Genomic DNA, 16,767 nt, shown 5'->3' with positions numbered 1-16,767 from the left:
GCCGGGTACTCGGCGTGCCCGGCCCCTCTCTCCGCGCTACGCCGTGTCCCGACCTCGTGCTCGCCTGGTCCCCACCGGGAGGACGCACGGGTCACCTCACCCAGAACCAGGAGAGACCACCACAGTGGCCACCAGAATTCGTTTGAAGCGTCTCGGCAAGATCCGTGCGCCGTACTACCGTGTCGTCGTCGCCGACTCGCGCACCAAGCGCGACGGTCGCGTCATCGAGGAGATCGGCAAGTACCACCCGACCGAGGAGCCGTCGCTCATCGACATCTCCTCCGAGCGTGCGCAGTACTGGCTGAGCGTCGGCGCGCAGCCGTCGCCGCAGGTGCTCGTGCTCCTCAAGATCACGGGTGACTGGCAGAAGTTCAAGGGCCTGCCGGGTGCCGAGGGCACCCTGCGCGTCAAGGGCGAGAAGGTCGACCCGGCCGCTGCCATCGAGGCTGCCGCTCAGGACGCCGAGAAGGCCAAGGCCAAGGCTGCCGAGAAGAAGTCCGCTGCTCCGGTCGAGTCCGCTGACGCGGCTGAGGCAGCCGAAGAGCAGGCCTGATGCTCGGCGAGGCGCTCGAGCACCTGGTGCGCGGGATCGTGGACAACCCGGACGCGGTCCGGGTCAACGCGAAGCCGCTGCGCCGGGGCGAGCTGCTCGAGGTCCGGGTTCACCCCGAGGACCTCGGACGCGTCATCGGGCGAGGCGGGCGCACTGCCCGCGCGCTGCGCACGGTGATCGGAGCCCTGTCGGTCGACGGTCCGGTGCGGGTCGACGTCGTTGACGTCGATCGCCGCTGACGCCTGCTGAGCGCAGAGCCGATTCACAGCACGACGTGACGGTCGGTCCGCCGACTGCACGGTACGACGAGGCCCGGTCCCCTCACGGTGGACCGGGCCTCGTCGTCTGTCCGACACCGGGCACGAGTGCGGCGACGCCGTGCGGGTGCCACGGTGGTCCCGTCCGGTCGAGCGGTCCGCGCCCCGGAACGACCAGCACGTACACGACGAGAAGGAGCACACGATGCAGCTCACGGTGGCCCGTATCGGCCGCGCCCACGGACTGCGCGGCGAGGTCGCGCTGGACCTGCGCACCGACAACCCCGAGGCACGTCTCGTCGTCGGGTCCTCGATCGACACCGAGCCCGCCGAGGCGGGCCCACTGACGATCGAGCGCGCACGGCTGCACCAGGGCAAGTGGCTCGTGACCTTCGCGGGTGTGACGGACCGCTCCGCGGCCGAGCGCATGCGCGGTGTCACGCTCGTGGTCGAGGCCGACGTGTCCGACGAGGAGGACGCCTGGTACCCGCACGAGCTCGCAGGCCTGCGCGCCGAGCTCGAGGACGGGACGGTCGTCGGTGAGGTCCAGGGGCTCGAGCACCTGCCCGCCCACGACATGCTCGTGATCAAGGAGACGGACGGCTCGCGCACGCTCGTGCCGTTCGTGCACGCGATCGTGCCCGTGGTCGACGTCCCCGGCGGTCGCGTGGTGCTGGACCCGCCGGGTGGGCTCCTCGCCCGGGACGCGGACCGGCTCGAGGTCGCCGAGCCCACGCCGGGCTCGGGCGACGACGCCGACGACTCCGACGACTCGGCCGGTGCGGACGGGACGAACGACTGACGTGCGCATCGACATCGTCTCGATCTTCCCCGAGTACCTGGCCGCGCTCGACCTGTCGCTCGTCGGCAAGGCGCGCGTCGCAGGACTGCTCGACCTGCGTGTCCACGACCTGCGCGACTGGACGACCGACCGCCACCGCACGGTCGACGACACGCCCTTCGGCGGGGGAGCGGGCATGGTCATGCGCCCCGACGTGTGGGGGCAGGCCATCGACGAGCTGACCTCGACCGGACCCGCGCACCTGGTGGTCCCGACGCCGTCGGGCACGACGTTCACCCAGCGCACCGCAGAAGCCCTGGCGACCGAGGACCAGCTCGTCTTCGCGTGCGGGCGCTACGAGGGGATCGACGCGCGCGTGGCCGAGCACTACCGCGCCGCGGGGCACCGCGTGAGCGAGCTCTCGATCGGCGACTACGTGCTCAACGGCGGTGAGGTCGCCTCGCTCGTCATGGTCGAGGCCGTCGCCCGCCTGCTGCCGGGAGTGATCGGCAACCCCGAGTCGCTCGTGGAGGAGTCGCACGGTGCGGCCGGCCTGCTCGAGTACCCCGTGTACACCAAGCCGCCCGTCTGGCAGGACATCGAGGTGCCCGACGTCCTGCTCTCCGGCCACCACGCGAAGATCCGCCGCTGGCGCAGGGACCGCGCGCTCGAGAAGACCGCAGCCCGCAGGCCGGACCTGATCGAGACGCTCGAGGTGAGCACGCTCGACAAGCACGACCGCGCGTTCCTGACGGGGCTCGGGTGGACGATCGCCGACGGCGCGTTGCGTCGCCCGGTGACGGTCGAGAACCCTGCTCCTGAAACAGGCCCGGGGACCGTTCCCGGCGGTGTGGCAGAATAGACCCTCGGTGTCCGCCGGTCGGGTCTCTGCCACAGGGGAGGCTCACCGCACGTCCGCGTGCGCGACCGATCTCATGCGAGCACCACCCTTGTACTGAACCGGACCCGCCTCGCGGTGGGCCACGAGAACGCGTCTGACCTGTGGCAGAGCGGGGAGAGAACAATGCACACGCTGGACAGCGTCGACGCAGCATCGCTGCGTAGCGACATCCCGGAGTTCCGGGCCGGAGACACCGTCAAGGTCAACGTCAAGGTCGTCGAGGGCAACCGCTCCCGCGTCCAGGCGTTCCAGGGCGTCGTCATCGGCCGCCAGGGTGGCGGCGTCCGCGAGACCTTCACGGTCCGCAAGATCAGTTTCGGTGTCGGCGTGGAGCGTACCTTCCCGGTGCACTCCCCGACGCTCGAGACGATCGAGGTCGTCACGCGCGGTGACGTCCGTCGCGCCAAGCTGTACTACCTGCGCAAGCTGCGCGGCAAGAAGGCGAAGATCAAGGAGAAGCGCGACGCGCTTCCCGCCAAGTGATCCGGTCCTGACACCCCGTCAGCCGCACTGCACGCCCACGGGCGGTCACCTCTCGAGGTGGCCGCCCGTCGGCGTCCCGGCGCGCGCCGTTTTCCCCTCTCGGGCGTCGAAATGGCACAGTGAGCGCGTGACAGAGAGCGCCGCCCAGGCAGCAGCCCGACCCGAACCCGCCCCCGGTGACCATCCGGGGGCCGGTGCTCACGCAAGGAGCGAGATGGCAGAGCAGCAGCCCGGCGCGCGCCGCGCACCCCGCAGGCCGTCGCTCGTGCGCGAGACCGCGATCATCCTGGTCAGCGCCCTGGTGCTCTCGTGGCTCATCAAGTCGTTCCTCGTGCAGGCCTTCTTCATCCCGAGCGCCTCGATGGAGGACACGCTCGTCGAGGGGGACCGGGTGATGGTCTCCCGGCTCGTGCCCGACGCGTTCGACGTCCACCGCGGGGACGTCATCGTCTTCAAGGACCCGGGCAGCTGGCTCCCGCCGTACGTCGCACCCGACCGCGGGCCGGTGGGCAACGCCGTGACGTCGGCCATGACGTTCGTGGGACTGCTCCCGCAGGACACGGGCGAGCACCTCATCAAGCGCGTGATCGGCCTCCCGGGCGACACCGTCGTGTGCTGCGACGCCCAGGGGCGCGTGAGCGTCAACGGGCAGCCCATCGACGAGACGTACATCAAGCCGGGCTCCGTCCCGAGCCAGGACCCTTTCGACACCGTGGTCCCGGAGGGCATGCTGTTCGTCATGGGCGACAACCGCCAGCACTCCGCCGACTCGCGCTACAACACGGGCAAGCCGGGCGGAGGGTTCGTGCCGATCAACAACGTCGTGGGGACCGCGTTCGTCAAGGTCTGGCCCCTGAGCGACTTCACGTTCATGCGCAACCCGGGCGACGTGTTCGCGGAGGTGCCGGAGCCGTGACGACCGACCTCGGTGCGCGCCCCGCGGCCGCGAACAAGCCCCGCAAGGCCCCCGCGAAGCGGGCGACCGGTCCCGTGCCGCCGACCATGCGCCACGAGCGCTCGATGCTCGACTCGGGGGCACGGTTCGTCGCCGGCATGGACGAGGTCGGGCGCGGGGCGCTCGCCGGACCGGTCAGCGTGGGCGTCGTCGTGGTCGACCTGACCACGGGCGCGTTCCCGGAGGGGCTGACCGACTCCAAGATGCTCACTCCCGCGGCGCGCGAGGCGATGCTGCCCGCGGTGCGCGACTGGGGTCTCGCATGGGCCGTCGGGCACGCCGGCCCGGCGGAGATCGACGCCCACGGGATCGTGGCCGCCCTCCGGCTCGCCGGGCGCCGTGCGCTCGCCCAGGTCCGCAGGTCGCTCGGACCTGTCGACGCCGTCCTGCTCGACGGCAAGCACGACTGGCTGACCCGCCCGACGGTCGACCTCTTCGAGGCCTTCGACCTGGACCCGGAGGACGACCTGGGGGCGCTGCCGGACCCGGCTGTGCGGACCCTGGTCAAGGCCGACCTCCAGTGCGCCTCGGTCGCGGCGGCGAGCGTGCTCGCCAAGTGCGAGCGCGACGGTCTCATGACGGGGCTCGCCCGGCAGTACCCGGCCTACGGCTGGGACGGCAACAAGGGCTACGGCGCGGCCGTGCACGTCGAGGCGCTCAAGGCCCACGGCCCGACGCCGCAGCACCGGCGCAGCTGGCGGCTCCCCGAGCAGGACGGGGCCTGAGCGCGAGGCTCGTCGGCGCGCGCCGCAGCGTGCGTGCGCGGGTGCGCGTCCCGGGTTCGGTCCGCCGATGGTCCATGATGGTCCAGTGAGCGCCGAAGACCTCGAGAACTATGAGACCGAGATGGAGCTGGCCCTCTACCGCGAGTATCGCGATGTGGTGGGTCTGTTCTCCTACGTGGTCGAGACCGAACGACGTTTCTACCTCGCGAACCAGGTGGACCTGCAGGTCCGCTCGGCCGCCGGCGAGGTGTACTTCGAGCTACGGCTGGCCGACGCGTGGGTCTGGGACGTCTACCGGTCGGCCCGCTTCGTGAAGTCGGTGCGCGTCGTGACGTTCAAGGACGTGAACGTCGAGGAGCTGGCCAAGGCCGAGCTCCAGCTCTAGGAGCCACGGGGCGGCGGCGGGTGCTGCTGAGCCCGTGCTGGCCTGCCCGTACCTGTACCCGTGATCGCCGCGTGCGGTGCTGCCGTCAGCCGCCGTGCACGGTCACGCGGCGGCCGCCCGCGGCTTCGAGCCGTGCACAGGTGCGTGACCCGCGGGGCTGTCCACAGGCCCTGCGCCCCCGCGCCCCGCGCCACCCCTGAGTGCGTCAGGGTGTGGCCCGGAGGTGGGACATGGGAGCGAAGGACGCTGTCGGTCGGTACGGGGAGAAGATCGCCGCGAGATACCTGGTCGAGGCCGGGTGGGTCGTGCTCGACCGCAACTGGCGCGGCACCCGGGGCGAGCTCGACGTGGTGGCCAGGGACGGCGACGTGCTCGTCGTCGTCGAGGTCAAGACGCGACGAGGCACGGCCTACGGGCATCCCGCCGAGGCCGTGACCCCGGACAAGCTCGCGCGGCTGCGCCGGCTGACCGGTGAGTGGATGGCCACCCACCCGGTGCGACCGGGCTCGGTCCGGATCGACGTCGTGGCCATCGTGCTCCCGCAAGCAGGGGCCGCGCAGGTCGAGCACCTCGTCGGGGTCAGCTGATGACCCTCGGCACGACCTTCGCGGTCTCGCTCGTGGGCCTCTCGGGCCACCTCGTGGAGGTCCAGGCCCACCTGGCGGCCTCGGTCCCCGGGTTCACGCTCGTGGGGCTGCCGGACGCGGCGCTGTCCGAGTCGCGCGACCGGGTCCGGGCCGCGATCGCCTCGTCCGGCATCTCGTGGCCCCAGCGCAAGGTCACGGTCAACCTGTCTCCCGCGTCGCTGCCGAAGTCCGGCTCGGGCTTCGACCTGGCCATCGCCGTCGCGATGCTGGCCGGCGCTCGCCGGATCTCGGTGTCCGACCCCGAGAAGGTCGTGCACATCGGCGAGCTCGGGCTCGACGGTCGGCTGCAGCCCGTCCGCGGGGTGCTCCCTGCGGTGGCCGCCGCGGTCGCGGCCGGGCTGTGCGACGTCGTCGTGCCGCTGGAGGACGCGCAGGAGGCGCGCCTCGTGCCCGGGGCGCGCGTCGTCGGCGTCGCGAGCCTCGCCGAGGTCGCGGCCCTCTACGGCGCCGAGGTCCCCGGCATGGTCCTGCCGTCGGCCGCCTCCCGTGCGCCACGAGTCGAACGGCCACGACGGGCCGAGGGCGACCTGCGGGACGTCCTGGGGCAGGAGCAGGCCCGACGAGCCGTCGAGGTCGCCGCAGCGGGAGGTCACCACCTGCTGCTCGTCGGACCCCCCGGGGCGGGCAAGACCATGCTCGCGTCGCGGATCACGAGCATCCTGCCGGACCTCGACGAAGCAGAGGCCGTCGAGGTCACCGCGGTCCACTCGGTCGCGGGGGTGTTCGACCCCGGTCAGGGACTCGTGCGGCGTCCGCCCTACGAGGACCCCCACCACACGGCGACAGCCGCCTCGATCGTCGGAGGAGGGTCGGGCCTGCCTCGTCCCGGTGCCGCCTCGCGGGCGCACCGCGGGGTGCTCTTCCTCGACGAGGCCCCCGAGTTCGGCTCGCGGGTGCTCCAGACGCTGCGGCAGCCGCTCGAGCACGGCGAGCTCGTGATCCACCGGGCCGCGGGCTCGGCGCGCTACCCGGCACGCTTCCAGCTGGTGCTCGCCGCGAACCCCTGCCCGTGCGGTCTCTCGATCGGCAAGGGGATCGAGTGCCAGTGCACGCCGATTGTCCGCCGACGGTACTTCGGGCGCCTCTCGGGGCCGCTGCTCGACCGCGTGGACGTCCAGGTCGAGGTCCGCCCCGTGACCCGGGTGGACCGTGCGGGCGAGGGGGACGTGGAGACGAGCGCGACGGTCGCCGTGCGTGTCGCCGACGCGCGGGCCGCGGCAAAGGCTCGGCTCGCGGGGACCCCCTGGTCGACGAACGCCGAGGTGCCCGGCACGTGGCTGCGCGAACGGTTGGGCGCGGGGCGAGGCCTGCTGGCCGACGTCGACACGGCGCTCGACCGCGGGACGCTCTCGCTGCGCGGGGCCGACCGGGTGCTGCGCCTCGCCTGGACCGTCGCGGACCTCGCGGGGCGGGCCGCGCCCACCCGATCGGACGTGGGGCAGGGGCTCGCGCTGCGGACCAGGGGCCACCATGGGTGAGCGGCGTCGTGCCTCGTTCGACCTCTCCGACCCGCTGCTCGCGCGTGCGGCGTGGAGCCGGATCACGGAGCCGGGCGACCAGGTCGCGGGCGCGCTCGTCGCGCACCTCGGTGCCGCCGACTCTCTCGCGTGGCTCTACGAGGTCGTCGACGACCCCCACCGGCTGGCGCTGGGAGCGCTCGCGGGCTGCGACGAGCGACCCGCAGGGGACCGGCTCGTGCGCGCGGTCGAGCGCTGGCGAGGACGGTTGCCCGGCCTGGACCCTGCGCGTGAGCTGGGAGCCTTCGGCAGGATCGGCGGCCGCCTCGTGGTCCCGGAGGACCCGCGGTGGCCGACCGCGCTCGACGACCTGGGCGCCGCCGCCCCGCTCGCGCTCTGGGTCCGGGGCGACGACGACCTCGCCGCGCTCTCGACCCGCTCGCTCGCGCTCGTGGGGGCGCGCGCATGCACGGACTACGGGCGGCACGTCGCCGCGGACCTCGCGGTGGGACTGGTCGACCGTCGCTTCACGGTGGTCTCGGGAGGCGCCTACGGGATCGACGCCGCCGCGCACCGCGGCGCTCTCGCCGCCGCAGGGCGGACGGTCGCGTTCCTCGCGGGAGGGGCGGACCGTCTCTACCCCGCGGGGAACACCGACCTGCTGCGCGCCGTCCTGGAGGAGGGGAGCGTGGTCAGCGAGGTCCCGCCGGGCTCGGTCCCGAGCCGGGTGCGCTTCCTGCACCGCAACCGCCTCATCGCCGCGTTCTCCGGAGCGACCGTCGTGGTCGAGGCGGCCTGGCGCTCGGGGGCACTGAGCACCGCGACGCACGCGGCTGCGCTCCTGCGCCCCGTGGGCGCGGTCCCCGGACCGGTCACCTCGATGGCCTCGGGCGGGTGCCACCGGCTGCTCCGGGACGCGAAGGCGGTCTGCGTCACCGACGCCGCCGAGGCTGCCGAGCTGGGAGGCACCGCGGGGGCCGACGCGGTCACGGTCCCGGAGGGACGCCACGAGCCGCAGGACGGGCTCGACGAGGTGGGCCGGCGGCTCTGGGACGCGCTCCCGGTGCGAGCCCACGCTCCGGTCGAGTCGGTGGCCCGGACGGCCGGGCTCGGCAGCCAGGAGACGCTCGGAGGCCTCGGCCACCTCGAGCTCGTGGGGCTCGCCGAGCAGTCGGGCGGGCGGTGGCGCCGGCTCGGCAGGTAGGGCTGCCGGGCGTGGCAGACCCGGCTCGGCGGTGGCGCTCCGCGAGACTGGGGCCATGAGCACTTCCGAGAAGCGTCCGCACGGTGCCGAGAAGGCCGGGCAGGACGAACCCGGGCAGCCGGAGGCCGCGCCCGACCTCCCGGCCGGGCTGACCGCCGCGGTCGCGGCGTTCGAGGAGCACCTGGTCGTGCAGCGCGGACTCTCCGCACACACCGTGCGCGCCTACACGGGCGACGTGCGCTCGCTCCTGGGGCGCGCCGTCGGGACGGGCGTGCGCGAGCTCGACGACGTCGACATCGCGGTGCTGCGCGACTGGCTCGCCGACCTCGGGGCGCGGGACCTGGCGCGCACCACGATGGCCCGCCGCGGCGCCGCGGCGCGCGCCTTCTTCGCCTGGACCACGAGCACGGGGCGCACTGCGCAGAACCCCGCACTGCGCCTCGCGAGCCCCCGCGTCCCGCGTCACCTGCCCACGGTCCTCGCGGTCGACTCGGCCGCACACCTCATGGAGACCGCCCGCGAGTCTGCCGCCGACGGCGACCCTGCCCGGCTGCGCGAGTGGGCCGCTCTCGAGGTGCTCTACGCCTCGGGTGTGCGTGTCGCCGAGCTCGTCGGGATCGACGTCGACGACGTGGACCTGGGGGAGCGGACCCTGCGCGTGGTCGGCAAGGGCGACAAGGAGCGGGTCGTGCCGTTCGGGGTGCCCGCCGGGCGGGCGATCCGTCGCTGGCTCGACGCCGGTCGCCCCGCGCTCGCGGTGGCCGACTCCGGACCGGCGCTCCTGCTGGGGGACCGCGGGCATCGATGGGGCCAGCGGCAGGCGCGCGAGACGGTGCACCGGCTCGCGGCGCTCGCGGGCGTCGACGACGTGACGCCGCACGACCTGCGCCACAGCGCCGCGACGCACCTGCTGCAGGGCGGCTCCGACCTGCGCAGCGTCCAGGAGGTGCTCGGGCACGCGACGCTCTCCACGACGCAGCGTTACACGCACGTCAGCGCCGACCGGCTGCGGGCCTCGTTCGAGCAGGCGTTCCCGAGGGCGTGACGGGTCCCTGCCGCGGCCGGCGGGGTGTCCGTCGCCCGGGCCCAGGGCCGGGGCCGGGGCCGCTGCTGCACCGGTACCGACGCCGACGTCGTGCTCGGCCGGGCGAGGCTCAGCGCAGCGGCAGGAGCACGATCGGTTCACGCGGTGCCAGCAGGGCGAGCGGGTCCAGGTAGTGCTCTCCCCGCCGGACGCCCCAGTGGAGGCACGACGCCGGCACGCAGTGCCCGGCGGCGGCCCCGCCACCTCCGTCGGGGCCGCTCTCGAGGGTCCCGACGACCTCGCCGCGCGCGACCCTCGTCCCGGGACCCACGCTCCCCGCGACGGGTTCGAGCGAGGTGCGCAGCCCGTCGTCGTGCAGCACCACGACGACGCCGCGGTCCACGACCGTTCCGACGAACGTCACGACCCCGGCGTCAGGAGCGACGACCGCCGCCCCGGGCGACGCGCCGAGGTCCACGCCGCGGTGCCCGGCGAGCCAGTCCTGGTCGGGTGGGAGGAAGGGGCGCAGCACGACGAGGTCGCCGGCGACCGGCGCGACCCAGGGATCGCTCGCCGGCGGACCTGCGCCCCCGCCCAGTGCGAGGGGCGCAGGCGACGCGACGAGGGCGAGCGCGAGGGCCCCGGCGACGACGGCGGAGAGGCGGGCGGAGCGTGACAGGATGGCGGGCACGGGCCGAGCATCGCGCACCGCCGTGGCGTGCGGTGTGCCGGCATCCGAGCCTGTGGACCGGACCGATCCGCGAGGACCTGTGGACGGGTCCGGTCGGGGCCGCGCATCAGGTAGACTTAACGCCGCGATCGGCACGTTCATTCGGACGGCCCACGAGCACCTCCGGCGGAGTCCGCCGGAGACGCCACGGCCCCCGCTGCGCGCCGTCGACTTCGCGCGTCACTTCCCCGCCTCCCGGCTCGTCAGGGCCAGCGGCAGGGGCTGCCACGACAACGGTCCGGACCCTCGTTCGCCAGGGTCCGGCGTCGCCAGGCGGTGTGACGCCAGGGGTGCACGGCCAATCCCGGCCCGCACCGACAACCGAAAGCACCGACCGGACGCCGCGCGCCCGGTCGGACGAACGAGCGTGAGCAGCGGGAGGATCCCGCGTCACGCCTGAAAGGACGTGCCATGGCCGTCGTGACCATGCGCCAGCTCCTCGACAGCGGAGTCCACTTCGGACACCAGACCCGCCGCTGGAACCCGAAGATGAAGCGATTCATCTTCACGGAGCGCAACGGCATCTACATCGTCGACCTGCAGCAGTCGCTGTCCTACATCGACCGCGCGTACGAGTTCGTCAAGGAGACCGTCGCCCACGGTGGCACGATCCTCTTCGTCGGCACCAAGAAGCAGGCGCAGGAGCCCGTCGCCGAGCAGGCCGCTCGCGTGGGCATGCCCTACGTGAACCACCGCTGGCTCGGTGGCATGCTCACCAACTTCACCACGGTGCACAAGCGTCTGCAGCGCATGAAGGAGCTCGAGGAGATCGACTTCGACGACGTCGCAGCCTCGGGTCTCACCAAGAAGGAGCTGCTCGTCCTGCGTCGCGAGAAGGACAAGCTGACCCGCACCCTGGGCGGCATCCGCGACATGGCGAAGGTCCCCTCCGCCGTGTGGATCGTGGACACCAACAAGGAGCACCTGGCCGTCGACGAGGCGCGCAAGCTGCGCATCCCGATCGTCGCGATCCTGGACACCAACTGCGACCCCGACGTCGTCGACTACAAGATCCCGGGCAACGACGACGCGATCCGCGCCGTCACGCTGCTCACCCGCGTGATCGCCGACGCCGCCGCCGAGGGCCTGCTCCAGCGCCACTCGGGCCGCACGGGCGCCGAGGCCGGCACGGCCACCGAGGCAGAGCCCCTCGCCGAGTGGGAGCGCGAGCTCCTCGCCGGTTCCGAGGCAGAGGCCGCTGTCGAGACCGCAGCCGCCGCTGAGGTCGTCGCCGAGGTCGCCGTCGAGGCTGCTGCCGAGGCCGAGGTCGTCGCCGAGGCTGCTGCCGAGGTCGCTGAGGCTGCCGTCGAGGCCGCCGCTGAGGCTGAGGTCGTCGCCGAGGCCGAGGTCATCGCCGAAGAGGCCGACGAGTCCAAGTGACGACGTGGTGCGCGCCCCTCTCACGAGGGGCGCGCACCCGCCGCACCGCCCGCTCCACGTTCTCCCCGGGGAGCCCCGGGACCCCAGACAGGTAAGGACAGCACCATGGCGAACTACACCGCAGCCGACATCAAGGCACTGCGCGAGCGCACCGGCGCCGGCATGCTCGACGTCAAGAAGGCTCTCGACGAGGCCGACGGCGACTCCGAGAAGGCGCTCGAGATCATCCGCGTCAAGGGCCTGAAGGGCGTCGCCAAGCGCGAGGGCCGTTCGACCTCCGAGGGCCTCGTGGCCGTCGACATCTCCGAGACCGAGGGTGGCCAGGTCGCCACGCTCATCGAGCTCAACTCCGAGACGGACTTCGTCGCGAAGAACGAGAACTTCCTCAACCTCGCGGCGCGCGTGCTCAAGGCCGTCGCCGACTCGGGTGCTGCGGACACGGACGCGGCCCTCGCCGCGGACGCCGACGGCGAGTCCGTCCAGCTCGTGATCGACAACACCGCTGCGTCGCTCGGCGAGAAGGTCGTCCTTCGCCGTGCCACGCGCATCGCCGGTGAGCGCGTCACCGCGTACCTGCACCGCACCGCCAAGGACCTGCCGCCGTCGATCGGCGTCGTCGTCGCGACGAACGCTGCCGGCGAGGCCGTCGCCAAGGACATCGCGCAGCACATCGCCGCGCTGTCCCCGACGTACCTGACGCGTGAGGACGTCCCCGAGGACGTCGTCGCCAACGAGCGTCGCATCGCCGAGGAGACCTCGCGCAACGAGGGCAAGCCCGAGGCCGCGCTGCCGAAGATCATCGAGGGCCGCCTGAACGGCTTCTTCAAGGACGTCGTCCTCGTCGACCAGCCGCTCGCGAAGGACCCCAAGAAGACCGTCGGCCAGGTGCTCGCCGAGGTCGGTGGCACGGTCACCGAGTTCGTGCGGTACCGCGTCGGCGCCTGACGCACTCCACCGGTGGCCCGGTCCGCGCACCCGCGCGGACCGGGCTACCGCGCACCGGGACCCGGCCAGGTCCCGGCGCACCACGCAACACCCCGGGGACACCTCGCAGGACCGTCCTCGGAACGTCCTGGGGCAGACCTCGGGAGCTCGGAACGACGAAGAACAGGTGGCGCTGCACATGGGCGACAACATCGAGACCACGACCCCGGCACGACGAGTTCTGCTGAAGCTCTCCGGTGAGACCTTCGGTGGCGGACAGATCGGCCTGGCGCCGGACGTCGTCCAGCGCGTCGCGGGCGAGATCGCGGAGGCCGTGCGTCAGGGCGTGCAGGTCGCGATCGTCGTGGGCGGCGGCAACTTCTTCCGCGGGGCCGAGCTCTCGCAGCGTGGCCTCGACCGTGCGCGCGCCGACTACATGGGCATGCTGGGCACGGTCATGAACTGCCTCGCGCTCCAGGACTTCCTCGAGCAGGCGGGCGTCGACACGCGCGTGCAGACCGCCATCACGATGGGCCAGGTCGCCGAGCCGTACATCCCGCTGCGCGCCATCCGTCACATGGAGAAGGGGCGCGTCGTCATCTTCGGTGCCGGCGCGGGCATGCCCTACTTCTCGACCGACACCGTCTCGGTCCAGCGCGCGCTCGAGACCCACTGCCAGGAAGTCCTCATGGGCAAGAACGGCGTCGACGGGGTCTACAGCGCGGACCCGCGCACCAACCCGGACGCGGTCAAGCTCGACCACCTCACCTACACCGACGCCCTGGTGGGCGACCTCGCCGTCATGGACGCCACGGCCCTGAGCCTGTGCCGCGACAACGACGTGACCATGCGCGTCTTCGGCATGGGGGACCCGGGCAACGTGACCCGCGCCCTCCTGGGGGACAATATCGGGACACTGGTCACCACGAGCTGACCGGACGACCGACGCACGACCCGGGGCGCGCTGCGTCCCGGTGCGCCCCGCGGCGCACAGGACGGCAAGCCCTGCAACGCACGACGAAGGAGCACTGGTGATCGACGAGACCCTCCTCGAGGCCGAAGAGAAGATGGACAAGGCGATCGAGGTCGCCAAGGAGGACTTCGCCAACATCCGCACGGGACGTGCGAGTGGCGCGATGTTCAACAAGATCACGGTCGAGTACTACGGGGCCCCGACGCCCCTCCAGCAGCTTGCCTCGTTCAACACGCCCGAGGCCCGCACGATCGTCATCTCGCCCTTCGACAAGACCGCGCTGTCCGCGATCGAGAAGGCGATCCGTGACTCGGACCTGGGCGTGAACCCGTCGAACGACGGGAACATCATCCGGGTCGTGCTCCCCGTGCTCACGGAGGAGCGTCGCCGCGACTACGTGAAGCTCGCCAAGGGCAAGGCCGAGGACGCACGCGTCTCGGTGCGCAACATCCGTCGTCGTGCCAAGGAGCAGCTCGACCGCATCGTGAAGGACGGCGAAGCGGGCGAGGACGAGGGCACGCGTGCGGAGAAGGAGCTCGAAGCTCTCACCAAGAGCCACGTCGACACGATCGACGCGCTGCTCGCCGGCAAGGAGAGCGAGCTCCTCGAGGTCTGATGGCGAACTCCGAACGCACCGATGACACGTGATGCTGTCGCGTCCGAGCCCCGGCGGACGCCGAAGGCCGGACGCGACCTGCCGAAGGCGATCGCCGTCGGCGTCGGGCTCCTCCTCGTCGTGGGGGCCTCGCTGGGGTTCCGTCCGGAGCCGTTCGTCCTGCTGGCGATCGCCGCGGTGGGGGCGGCGCTCTGGGAGCTGAAGCAGGCCTTCCTGCGCCGCGACATCCACCTGCCGCTCCTGCCTCTCCTGGTGGGTGCGGCGGGGATCATGATCTCGTCGTACTACGCCGGGCCCGAGGCCCTCATGGTCTCGTTCGTGCTGACGGTGGCGGGCGTCGTGGTCTGGCGGGTGATCGACGGCTCGGGCACCGCTGCCGTGCGGGACGCCGCGGCCGGCACGTTCGCGACCGCGTACCTGCCGTTCATGGCGGGCTTCGTCATGATGATGCTGGCGAACCCGGAGAACGGACGGATCCAGGTCCTGCTGTTCATCCTGCTGGCGGTCGCGAACGACGTCGGCGGATACGTGGCCGGTGTGCTGTTCGGGCGCCACCCGCTGGCCCGCTCGATCAGCCCCAAGAAGAGCTGGGAGGGTCTGGCGGGCTCGTTCGTGCTCGCGACCGCGGTCGGCGTCGTGGGGGCCGTCTACGGTCTGGGTGCGAGCCCCGTGATCGGCGTCGCGCTGGGCGTCATGGTGCCGCTCACGGCGACCGTGGGGGACCTGGCCGAGTCGATGATCAAGCGCGACCTAGAATTGAAGGACATGGGGTCCCTCCTGCCGGGGCACGGAGGTGTCCTCGACCGCCTGGACTCCATGCTCCTGACTGCCCCGTTCGTGTTCCTGCTGCTGTCCGTCTCGCTCTGAGGCGGTCCCCGTGAGGGGCGGCAGGGCTCGTCCGTCCGCGTGCGTGCCGGCCTGCGTGAGAACGCACCGGCACGCTCGCACGCTCGCTCCGGACCGCCTCGGTGCGTGCCTGCTCTGACCTGTTCCACCCGTTCCAACCTCTGGATCCACCATGTCTGTTCGCCCGTCCGTCGAATCGAAGCCGCTGCCGCTCGTCATGTCGGCACCCCGCCGCGGGAAGCCCCCGCGTCACTTCGCCGACCTCTCTGCCGAGGAACGGACGGCGGCCGTCGTGGAGCTGGGGGAGAAGCCCTTCCGTGCCAAGCAGCTCGCGACGCACTACTACGCGCACTACACGAGTGCCGCGGAGGACATGACGGACCTGCCCAAGGCCTCGCGCGACCTGCTGGTCGAGAACCTGTTCCCGCAGCTGCTCACGCCCGCGCGTGTGATGCAGGCGGACGGCGGCACGACCGTCAAGACGCTCTGGAAGCTCTTCGACGCGGCCAAGGTCGAGTCGGTCCTCATGCGGTACCCGAACCGGTCGACGCTGTGCGTCTCGAGCCAGGCCGGCTGCGGCATGGCGTGCCCGTTCTGCGCGACGGGCCAGCTCGGTCTGACCCGCAACCTGTCGACCGCGGAGATCGTCGAGCAGGTGCGCTCGGCCGCGAAGTCGCTCGCCGACGGCGACATCCCCGGCGGCCCGGCCCGGCTCAACAACCTGGTCTTCATGGGCATGGGCGAGCCGATGGCCAACTACAAGGCCGTCATGGGCACCATCCGCCAGCTCATCGCCCCGGCCCCCGAGGGCCTGGGCATGTCGGCGCGCAACATCACCGTCTCGACCGTGGGTCTGGTCCCGGCGATGAACAAGCTGTCGGCCGAGGGCATCCCGGTCACGCTCGCGCTCTCGCTCCACGCGCCGGACGACGACCTGCGCAGCGAGCTCGTCCCGATCAACACCCGGTGGTCGGTCGACGAGACGCTCGACGCGGCACGCAACTACTTCGAGGTCACGGGTCGACGCGTCAGCATCGAGTACGCGCTCATCAAGGACATGAACGACCACGCCTGGCGGGCGGACCTGCTGGGCGAGAAGCTCACGGCGCGCGGTTCGGGCTGGGTGCACGTCAACCCCATCCCGCTCAACCCGACGCCGGGCTCGATCTGGACGGCCAGCGAGCGCGACGTGGAGGACGAGTTCGTCGCACGCTTGCGCGGGCACGGGATTCCGACCACTATTCGTGACACACGTGGCAGCGACATCGATGGTGCGTGCGGACAGCTGGCAGCCGAGGAGGAAGAGTGAGTGCGTTGTTCAGCACCGTCTCGAAGGTGCGCAACGGGTACGACCCCGAAGAGGTGGACGAGTTCTTCGACCACGCCCGTCAGGTCTACGAGGGCAAGAAGCCTGAGCGCCTGACGAGCACGGACATCCAGGTCTCGATGTTCGACCTGGTCCGTGGCGGGTACGACACCCACGAGGTCGACGCGGCCCTCGACCGCCTGGAGGGCGCGTTCATCGCCCGCCAGCGCGCCGAGTACGTCGCGGTCAACGGGCAGCAGGCCTGGATGAACGCCCTGGCCGAGCGGGCGCGCAGCCTGTACGGCCGGCTGGGTCGTCCGGACGGCGAGCGCTTCGCACCGGCAGGCCGCGGCGAGTCGGGCTACGACATGGACGACGTCGACGACCTGTGCGACCGCCTGGTGGCGTACTTCGACCGCCAGGAGCCCATCACGGCCGCCGAGATCCGCAGCGCGACGTTCGCGCGTCGCCGCGGCAAGGACGGCTATGCCGAGGGGCCCGTGGACGCGTTCTTCGCCCGGGCCATCGAGGTGCTGCTCGGCGTCGAGTGACGTCGTGCGTGAGGCCTGCCCGACGCCGCAGCGCGCCTCGGGCGGTCCTCGCACCTGGGAGGATGTCCC

Annotated in this window: 20 protein-coding genes; 19 read left to right on the top strand and 1 reads right to left on the bottom strand. The window is 72.2% G+C overall.

The window, feature by feature from the left end; all coding sequences use genetic code 11:
* The first annotated feature begins 124 nt into the window (after positions 1-124).
* The 12 genes from rpsP (at position 125) to ASE15_RS05720 (ending at position 9,393) form a co-directional block, all read left to right on the top strand.
* Positions 125-553 (top strand): 30S ribosomal protein S16, encoded by a 429-nt coding sequence (gene rpsP, locus ASE15_RS05775; RefSeq protein ID WP_056648668.1) that lies wholly within the window; start codon positions 125-127, stop codon positions 551-553.
* Positions 553-792, top strand: a complete 240-nt coding sequence (locus ASE15_RS05770) for an RNA-binding protein (RefSeq protein ID WP_030150613.1) — start codon at positions 553-555, stop codon at positions 790-792. The genes rpsP and ASE15_RS05770 overlap by 1 nt, the downstream gene beginning before the upstream one ends.
* A gap of 223 nt (positions 793-1,015) precedes the next feature.
* Positions 1,016-1,612, top strand: a complete 597-nt coding sequence (gene rimM, locus ASE15_RS05765) for a ribosome maturation factor RimM (RefSeq protein ID WP_056649012.1) — start codon at positions 1,016-1,018, stop codon at positions 1,610-1,612.
* A gap of 1 nt (position 1,613) precedes the next feature.
* A complete protein-coding gene (gene trmD, locus ASE15_RS05760; RefSeq protein ID WP_082618236.1) occupies positions 1,614-2,453 on the top strand; it encodes a tRNA (guanosine(37)-N1)-methyltransferase TrmD in 840 nt (279 codons plus the stop codon).
* A 162-nt stretch (positions 2,454-2,615) separates the two neighbouring features.
* Positions 2,616-2,975, top strand: a complete 360-nt coding sequence (rplS, locus tag ASE15_RS05755) for a 50S ribosomal protein L19 (RefSeq protein WP_056648670.1) — start codon at positions 2,616-2,618, stop codon at positions 2,973-2,975.
* A gap of 214 nt (positions 2,976-3,189) precedes the next feature.
* Positions 3,190-3,891: a signal peptidase I gene (lepB, locus tag ASE15_RS05750; protein ID WP_056648673.1), complete on the top strand. Its 702-nt coding sequence runs from the start codon at positions 3,190-3,192 to the stop codon at positions 3,889-3,891.
* The gene (locus ASE15_RS05745) at positions 3,888-4,655 is read left to right on the top strand and encodes a ribonuclease HII (RefSeq protein WP_056648674.1); all 768 of its coding nucleotides are present in this window, start codon (positions 3,888-3,890) and stop codon (positions 4,653-4,655) included. The genes lepB and ASE15_RS05745 overlap by 4 nt, the downstream gene beginning before the upstream one ends.
* An 85-nt stretch (positions 4,656-4,740) precedes the next feature.
* Complete coding sequence (locus ASE15_RS05740) at positions 4,741-5,040, top strand: DUF2469 domain-containing protein (RefSeq protein WP_024840525.1); 300 nt, start codon at positions 4,741-4,743, stop codon at positions 5,038-5,040.
* Between the two features lie 230 nt (positions 5,041-5,270).
* Positions 5,271-5,627, top strand: a complete 357-nt coding sequence (locus tag ASE15_RS05735) for a YraN family protein (RefSeq protein WP_056762087.1) — start codon at positions 5,271-5,273, stop codon at positions 5,625-5,627.
* Positions 5,627-7,165 (top strand): YifB family Mg chelatase-like AAA ATPase, encoded by a 1,539-nt coding sequence (locus tag ASE15_RS05730; protein WP_056648679.1) that lies wholly within the window; start codon positions 5,627-5,629, stop codon positions 7,163-7,165. Before ASE15_RS05735 ends, ASE15_RS05730 begins: the two co-directional genes overlap by 1 nt.
* Complete coding sequence (dprA, locus tag ASE15_RS05725; protein WP_056762086.1) at positions 7,158-8,348, top strand: DNA-processing protein DprA; 1,191 nt, start codon at positions 7,158-7,160, stop codon at positions 8,346-8,348. Before ASE15_RS05730 ends, dprA begins: the two co-directional genes overlap by 8 nt.
* Before the next feature lie 55 nt (positions 8,349-8,403).
* The gene (locus ASE15_RS05720) at positions 8,404-9,393 is read left to right on the top strand and encodes a tyrosine recombinase XerC (protein ID WP_082608707.1); all 990 of its coding nucleotides are present in this window, start codon (positions 8,404-8,406) and stop codon (positions 9,391-9,393) included.
* Between the two features lie 109 nt (positions 9,394-9,502).
* Here the strand turns inward: ASE15_RS05720 and ASE15_RS05715 are convergent, their stop codons facing one another.
* Entirely contained in the window at positions 9,503-10,063 is a 561-nt protein-coding gene (locus ASE15_RS05715; RefSeq protein WP_235534203.1) for a peptidoglycan DD-metalloendopeptidase family protein, read from the bottom strand.
* A gap of 450 nt (positions 10,064-10,513) precedes the next feature.
* Here ASE15_RS05715 and rpsB point away from each other — a divergent pair, with 450 nt between their 5' ends.
* From rpsB to ASE15_RS05680, 7 genes are all read left to right on the top strand, one after another.
* Positions 10,514-11,482: a 30S ribosomal protein S2 gene (gene rpsB, locus ASE15_RS05710; protein ID WP_056648684.1), complete on the top strand. Its 969-nt coding sequence runs from the start codon at positions 10,514-10,516 to the stop codon at positions 11,480-11,482.
* Between the two features lie 105 nt (positions 11,483-11,587).
* Positions 11,588-12,427, top strand: a complete 840-nt coding sequence (gene tsf, locus ASE15_RS05705) for a translation elongation factor Ts (protein ID WP_056648686.1) — start codon at positions 11,588-11,590, stop codon at positions 12,425-12,427.
* Positions 12,428-12,605: 178 nt separating this feature from the next.
* Positions 12,606-13,340, top strand: a complete 735-nt coding sequence (pyrH, locus tag ASE15_RS05700; protein WP_056649018.1) for a UMP kinase — start codon at positions 12,606-12,608, stop codon at positions 13,338-13,340.
* Positions 13,341-13,437: 97 nt separating this feature from the next.
* The gene (gene frr / locus ASE15_RS05695; protein WP_056648687.1) at positions 13,438-13,995 is read left to right on the top strand and encodes a ribosome recycling factor; all 558 of its coding nucleotides are present in this window, start codon (positions 13,438-13,440) and stop codon (positions 13,993-13,995) included.
* A gap of 21 nt (positions 13,996-14,016) precedes the next feature.
* The gene (locus tag ASE15_RS05690; RefSeq protein WP_056648689.1) at positions 14,017-14,862 is read left to right on the top strand and encodes a phosphatidate cytidylyltransferase; all 846 of its coding nucleotides are present in this window, start codon (positions 14,017-14,019) and stop codon (positions 14,860-14,862) included.
* A 151-nt stretch (positions 14,863-15,013) separates the two neighbouring features.
* On the top strand, positions 15,014-16,150 hold the full coding sequence (rlmN, locus tag ASE15_RS05685) for a 23S rRNA (adenine(2503)-C(2))-methyltransferase RlmN (protein WP_056648690.1): 1,137 nt from the start codon (positions 15,014-15,016) through the stop codon (positions 16,148-16,150).
* Positions 16,147-16,698 carry a DivIVA domain-containing protein gene (locus tag ASE15_RS05680; protein ID WP_056648692.1) on the top strand — a complete coding sequence of 184 codons (552 nt, stop codon included), beginning with the start codon at positions 16,147-16,149 and terminating at the stop codon, positions 16,696-16,698. The genes rlmN and ASE15_RS05680 overlap by 4 nt, the downstream gene beginning before the upstream one ends.
* The last annotated feature ends 69 nt before the right edge of the window (positions 16,699-16,767 follow it).

Origin of the sequence: Oerskovia sp. Root22 (assembly GCF_001429135.1) — a bacterium.
In the GTDB taxonomy this organism is placed as follows: domain Bacteria; phylum Actinomycetota; class Actinomycetes; order Actinomycetales; family Cellulomonadaceae; genus Oerskovia; species Oerskovia enterophila.
The sequence above is the reverse complement of the archived record's forward strand: the minus strand, read 5'-3'. Positions and strand labels throughout refer to the sequence as shown.